General features: G+C 63.7%; 1 protein-coding gene. It reads right to left on the reverse strand.

The genetic code is table 11. From position 1 onward, the window contains the following. Positions 1–900, reverse strand: a 900-nt coding sequence (locus C1A30_RS00065) for an AMP-binding protein (RefSeq protein ID WP_142392522.1), incomplete at both ends; no start/stop codon positions are given.

The following is a 900-nucleotide window of genomic DNA, read 5'->3' on the forward strand; positions in this document are numbered from 1 at the left end:
TACAACTCCCCCACCACACCCACCGGCACCGGCCGCAACCACCCATCCAACACAAACAACGCCGCCCCCGGCACCGCCAACCCAATCGGCACCACACCCGAACCCGCCACCAACGGCGCACTGATGGCTACGCACATGGTCGTTTCTGTCGGGCCGTAGGCGTTGATCAACACCCGACCCGGCGCCCACCGATCCACCACCTCAACCGGACACGCCTCACCAGCGAGTACCAACGCCACCGACTCCAGGTCGGCGGAAGACAATGTTGCTAACGCAGAGGGGGTTTGCGTGAGCACGTCAACGTTCTCGGCGACCAACACGTGGTGGAAGTCGGTTGGTGACGCCGCAACGTGTTCGGGTACCACCACCACGCGTCCGCCACGCAAGAGAGGGGCCAGGATTTCCCACGCTGACACGTCGAACGCCAAGGAGTGGCACAGCGCCCAGACACCTGGCCGGGGCAGCCCGGCGTCCAAGTCCGCGAGTAATTGCGTGACGTTCTGGTGGCTGATGGCCACGCCCTTGGGTACACCGGTAGTGCCCGAGGTGTAGATGAGGTAGGCAGTGTCGTCTGGCGCGGGGGCAGGTAAAGGGGCTTCGGTGTGGGCGGCCGCGGTGGCATCGCTGTAATCAAGAACTGTTAAGTCGTACCCATGCAGTCGTGAACGCAGACCGGCGGTGGTGATCGCGATGATGGGTGCGGCGTCGGTTAGTACAAACGTTATCCGTGCCGGAGGCGTCGCCGGATCAATCGGCAGGTAAGCCGCCCCAGCCTTGAGCACCGCCAACATCGCGATCACCGCATCAGCCGACCGCTCCAACAACAACGCCACACACCGACCCGGACCCGCACCCAACTCAACCAACAAATGCGCCAACCGATTCGACGCCTCATCAACC

Origin of the sequence: Mycobacterium sp. 3519A, assembly GCF_900240945.1 — a bacterium.
In the GTDB taxonomy this organism is placed as follows: domain Bacteria; phylum Actinomycetota; class Actinomycetes; order Mycobacteriales; family Mycobacteriaceae; genus Mycobacterium.